The sequence below is a fragment of the Mycobacterium colombiense genome, from assembly GCF_003284975.1.
In the GTDB taxonomy this organism is placed as follows: Bacteria; Actinomycetota; Actinomycetes; order Mycobacteriales; family Mycobacteriaceae; genus Mycobacterium; species Mycobacterium europaeum_A.
This window is the reverse complement of sequence record NZ_QMEU01000176.1, coordinates 1-5,568: the sequence shown is the minus strand read 5'-3', so window position 1 is coordinate 5,568 and position 5,568 is coordinate 1. Positions and strand designations below refer to the sequence as shown.

Genomic DNA, 5,568 nt, shown 5'->3' with positions numbered 1-5,568 from the left:
AGCCTGGCGCGCGACCTGGCGAAAAAACGGGGGTGGTCCGCGCAGGTCGCCGAGGGCACGGTGCTGGGCAACTGGGCCACCGTCGTCGGCCACCAGATCGCCGACCACGCGGTGCCGACCGCACTGAACGACGGTGTGCTGAGCGTGGCCGCCGAATCGACGGCGTGGGCGACCCAGCTGCGGATGATTCAGTCGCAGTTATTGGCCAAAATCGCCGCCGCGGTCGGCAACGGCGTGGTGACGTCGTTGAAGATCACCGGCCCGGCCGCCCCCTCCTGGCGGAAGGGGCCGCGTCATATCGCTGGACGAGGGCCGCGCGACACCTACGGCTAGGGGTTTGGTGTTCGCCGTGGATCCCCAGATCACGCTTCGTCCACAGGCCGCTGAAATCCGCCAGGACGACGCGGACCCCCTCGACGCACGTCGGGACGCGGCAAGAATGAAGAAATCGTGCGCACGGCGCGGTTAGCTGGGTAGAAACGCGGCCAGAAAATCGGTGCGGACGCCCGTTCACGCTAGACTGGCAGGATGCGACTGTTGCGGTGATGAGGAACCGCCCGCATGAAACCCCAAGGAGAGCATTCCGACCGTGGCTGCCCAGAAGAAGAAGGCACAAAACGATTACGGCGCTTCAGCGATCACCGTGCTCGAGGGTCTCGAGGCCGTCCGCAAACGCCCCGGTATGTACATCGGGTCCACCGGTGAGCGTGGTCTGCACCACCTCATCTGGGAGGTGGTGGACAACTCGGTCGACGAGGCGATGGCAGGCTACGCCGACAAGGTCGACGTCAGGATTCTCGACGACGGCAGCGTCGAGGTCTCCGACAACGGGCGCGGTATTCCGGTGGCGATGCACGCGACCGGCGCCCCCACCGTCGACGTCGTGATGACGCAGCTGCATGCGGGCGGCAAGTTCGGTGGCGAGAACAGCGGCTACAACGTCAGTGGTGGTCTGCACGGCGTCGGTGTGTCGGTGGTCAACGCGCTCTCGACGCGGCTCGAGGTCGACATCGCCCGCGACGGCCACGAATGGTCGCAGTATTACGACCGCGCGGTCCCCGGCACCCTCAAACAGGGCGAGGCGACCAAGCGCACCGGCACCACGATCCGGTTCTGGGCCGACCCGGATATCTTCGAGACCACCGAATACGACTTCGAGACGGTGGCGCGCCGGCTGCAGGAAATGGCCTTCCTCAACAAGGGTCTGACCATCAACCTCACCGACGAACGGGTGAGCAACGAAGAGGTGGTCGACGAGGTCGTCAGCGACACCGCCGAAGCGCCCAAGTCGGCGGAGGAGAAGGCCGCGGAATCCACTGCGCCGCATAAGGTTAAGCACCGCACCTTCCATTACCCCGGTGGCCTGGTCGACTTTGTCAAACACATCAACCGCACCAAGAGCCCGATTCAGCAGAGCATCATCGACTTCGACGGCAAGGGTCCCGGCCACGAGGTCGAGATCGCGATGCAGTGGAACGGCGGCTACTCGGAGTCGGTGCACACCTTCGCCAACACCATCAACACCCACGAGGGCGGCACGCACGAGGAGGGCTTCCGCAGCGCGCTGACGACGGTGGTCAACAAGTACGCCAAAGACAAGAAGCTGCTCAAGGAGAAGGACCCCAACCTCACCGGCGATGACATCCGCGAAGGCCTGGCCGCGGTGATCTCAGTCAAGGTCAGCGAGCCGCAGTTCGAAGGCCAGACCAAGACCAAGCTGGGCAACACCGAGGTGAAGTCGTTCGTGCAGAAGGTCTGCAACGAACAACTCACGCACTGGTTCGAAGCCAACCCCGCGGACGCCAAGGTCGTGGTCAACAAGGCGGTGTCGTCGGCGCAGGCCCGCATCGCCGCCCGCAAAGCACGAGAGTTGGTGCGCCGCAAGAGCGCAACGGATCTCGGCGGGCTGCCCGGCAAGCTCGCCGACTGCCGCTCCACCGATCCGCGCAAGTCGGAACTGTATGTGGTGGAGGGTGACTCGGCGGGCGGCTCGGCCAAGAGCGGCCGCGACTCGATGTTCCAGGCCATCCTGCCGCTGCGCGGCAAGATCATCAACGTCGAAAAGGCCCGCATTGACCGGGTTTTGAAGAACACCGAGGTCCAGGCGATCATCACCGCGCTGGGCACCGGCATCCACGACGAGTTCGACATCACCAAGCTGCGCTACCACAAGATCGTGCTGATGGCCGACGCGGACGTCGACGGCCAGCACATCTCGACGTTGCTGCTGACGCTGCTGTTCCGGTTCATGCGACCGCTGATCGAACACGGGCACGTATTCTTGGCGCAACCGCCGCTGTACAAGCTCAAATGGCAACGCAGCGATCCCGAATTCGCCTACTCCGACCGCGAGCGCGACGGCTTGCTGGAGGCCGGCCAGAAGGCGGGCAAAAAGATCAACAAGGACGACGGTATCCAGCGTTACAAGGGTCTTGGCGAAATGGACGCCAAGGAATTGTGGGAAACCACAATGGATCCCACCGTCCGGGTGCTGCGCCAAGTAACCCTCGACGACGCCGCGGCCGCCGACGAGCTGTTCTCCATCCTGATGGGCGAGGACGTCGACGCGCGCCGCAGCTTTATCACCCGTAATGCCAAGGACGTTCGCTTCTTAGATGTCTAAGACGTCTGAGCGATTCCGACCGGCCACCGTTGACCGACCAACGAGGAATTCATGACTGACACCACGCTGCCGCCGGGCGACGACTCCGTCGACCGGATCCAACCGGTCGACATCCAGCAGGAGATGCAGCGCAGCTATATCGATTACGCGATGAGCGTCATCGTCGGGCGTGCGCTGCCCGAGGTGCGCGACGGTCTCAAGCCGGTGCACCGCCGGGTGCTCTATGCGATGTACGACTCCGGGTTCCGCCCGGACCGAAGCCATGCCAAGTCGGCGCGCTCGGTGGCCGAGACGATGGGTAACTATCACCCGCACGGCGACGCATCGATCTACGACACTCTAGTGCGCATGGCGCAGCCGTGGTCGCTGCGCTACCCGTTGGTCGACGGGCAGGGAAACTTCGGTTCGCCCGGCAACGACCCGCCGGCCGCCATGCGGTACACCGAGGCGCGACTGACCCCGCTCGCGATGGAGATGTTGCGCGAAATCGACGAGGAGACAGTCGATTTCATCCCCAACTATGACGGTCGTGTGCAGGAACCGACCGTGCTGCCCAGCCGGTTCCCCAATCTGCTGGCCAACGGCTCGGGCGGTATCGCCGTGGGTATGGCGACCAACATCCCGCCGCACAACCTGCGCGAGCTGGCCGAAGCCGTCTACTGGTGCCTGGACAATCACGAAGCCGACGAAGAGGCGACGCTGACCGCGGTCTGCGAGCGGGTCAAGGGTCCGGACTTCCCCACCCACGGTCTGATCGTCGGATCGCAAGGCATCCACGATGCCTACACCACCGGCCGCGGGTCGATCCGGATGCGCGGAGTCGTTGAGGTAGAAGAGGATTCACGCGGCCGCACCTCCCTGGTGATCACCGAGTTGCCCTACCAGGTGAACCACGACAACTTCATCACCTCGATCGCCGAGCAGGTGCGCGACGGCAAGTTGGCCGGCATCTCCAACATCGAGGACCAGTCCAGCGACCGCGTCGGCCTGCGCATCGTGGTGGAGATCAAGCGCGACGCCGTGGCCAAGGTGGTGCTGAACAACCTCTACAAGCACACCCAGCTGCAGACCAGCTTCGGGGCGAACATGTTGTCGATCGTCGACGGGGTGCCGCGCACGCTGCGCCTCGACCAGATGATCCGCCACTACGTCGCGCATCAACTCGACGTCATCGTCCGGCGCACCACCTACCGGCTACGAAAGGCCAACGAGCGGGCGCACATCTTGCGCGGTCTGGTCAAAGCGCTCGACGCGCTCGACGAGGTGATCGCCCTGATCCGCGCGTCGGAGACCGTCGAGATCGCCCGGGCCGGCCTGATCGAGCTGCTGGACATCGACGAGATCCAGGCCCAGGCGATCCTGGATATGCAGCTGCGTCGGCTGGCCGCCTTGGAGCGCCAGCGCATCATCGACGACCTGGCCAAGATCGAAGCCGAGATCGCGGACCTGGAAGACATCCTGGCCAAGCCGGAGCGGCAGCGCCGCATCGTGCACGACGAGCTCGCCGAGATCGTCGACAAGCACGGCGACGAGCGCCGGACCCGGATCATCGCCGCCGACGGCGACGTCAACGACGAAGACCTGATCGCCCGCGAGGACGTCGTCGTCACCATCACCGAGACCGGTTACGCCAAACGCACCAAGACCGACCTGTACCGCAGCCAGAAACGTGGCGGCAAGGGTGTGCAGGGCGCCGGCCTGAAGCAGGACGACATCGTGCGGCACTTCTTCGTGTGCTCCACGCACGACTGGATCCTGTTCTTCACCACGCAGGGCCGGGTCTACCGGGCCAAGGCGTACGAACTGCCGGAGGCGTCGCGAACGGCGCGCGGTCAGCACGTCGCCAACCTGCTGGCTTTCCAACCCGAGGAGCGCATCGCCCAGGTCATTCAGATCCGCGGCTACGAGGATGCCCCGTACCTGGTGCTGGCCACCCGCAACGGTCTGGTGAAGAAGACCAAGCTGACCGACTTCGACTCCAACCGCTCGGGCGGAATCGTGGCGATCAACCTGCGCGACAATGACGAGCTCGTCGGCGCGGTGCTCTGCTCCGCCGACGAGGACCTGCTGTTGGTCTCGGCCAACGGCCAGTCCATCCGGTTCTCGGCGACCGACGAAGCGCTGCGCCCGATGGGCCGCGCCACCTCGGGTGTGCAGGGCATGCGGTTCAACGCTGACGACTACCTGTTGTCGCTCAACGTGGTCCGCGAGGGCACCTATCTGCTGGTGGCCACGTCGGGTGGGTATGCCAAGCGCACCGCGATCGAGGAGTATCCGGTGCAGGGCCGCGGCGGCAAGGGCGTCCTGACGGTGATGTACGACCGCCGGCGTGGCAGGCTGGTTGGTGCGTTGATTGTCGATGAGGACAGCGAGCTGTACGCGATCACCTCGGGAGGGGGCGTCATCCGCACCGCAGCGGGCCAGGTCCGCAAGGCGGGACGGCAGACCAAGGGCGTGCGCCTGATGAACCTGGGTGAAGAGAACACGCTGCTGGCCATCGCTCGCAACGCCGAAGCGAACGCGGACGAAGTCGTCGAGGAACTCGACGGTGCCACGGAGTCGGACAGCTAGTCGGTAGCGAGCCACTAGACTCAGCCCGATGACGGTCGGGCCGCCTGGCGGCCCGAGTAGCAGACCTAAGGAGTCGGGGTGACCTCACCGAACGAGCCGGGCGCCCCCAAAAAGGGGGATGCCCCCAACGGGGATGGTTCGGTCGAGCGAGCCGGTGTGCGCCGCGCGGCGCCACCGGCACAGGGTGGCCGCGCCCAAGACGGTGGGGACGGGCCACCGTGGCAGCGCGGTGGCACCCGACCCCAGCATCCGGGGCCCCGGCAGAACGAACCGCCCACCGAGAAGCGGCCCTCGGGCCAGGCCGGCGGCGTCGAGGCCCGGCGTCCGCCTTCGGCGCCCAATGGTCGTAGTCATCCGGCGGGACGACCACGCCC

At 65.6% G+C, this 5,568-nt stretch carries 3 protein-coding genes and 1 pseudogene; all 4 read left to right on the top strand.

Going from position 1 to position 5,568, the window contains the following annotated elements:
* Window positions 1-333: DciA family protein (locus DQP58_RS25705; RefSeq protein ID WP_114149373.1), on the top strand; the 333-nt coding region annotated here is incomplete at its 5' end.
* 256 nt (window positions 334-589) lie between these two features.
* On the top strand, window positions 590-2,623 hold the full coding sequence (gene gyrB, locus DQP58_RS25700) for a DNA topoisomerase (ATP-hydrolyzing) subunit B (protein ID WP_112710888.1): 2,034 nt from the start codon (window positions 590-592) through the stop codon (window positions 2,621-2,623).
* Window positions 2,624-2,674: 51 nt separating this feature from the next.
* On the top strand, window positions 2,675-5,194 hold the full coding sequence (gyrA, locus tag DQP58_RS25695) for a DNA gyrase subunit A (RefSeq protein ID WP_112710887.1): 2,520 nt from the start codon (window positions 2,675-2,677) through the stop codon (window positions 5,192-5,194).
* A gap of 78 nt (window positions 5,195-5,272) precedes the next feature.
* Window positions 5,273-5,568, top strand: a pseudogene (locus tag DQP58_RS25690) (DUF3566 domain-containing protein); the annotation flags it as partial.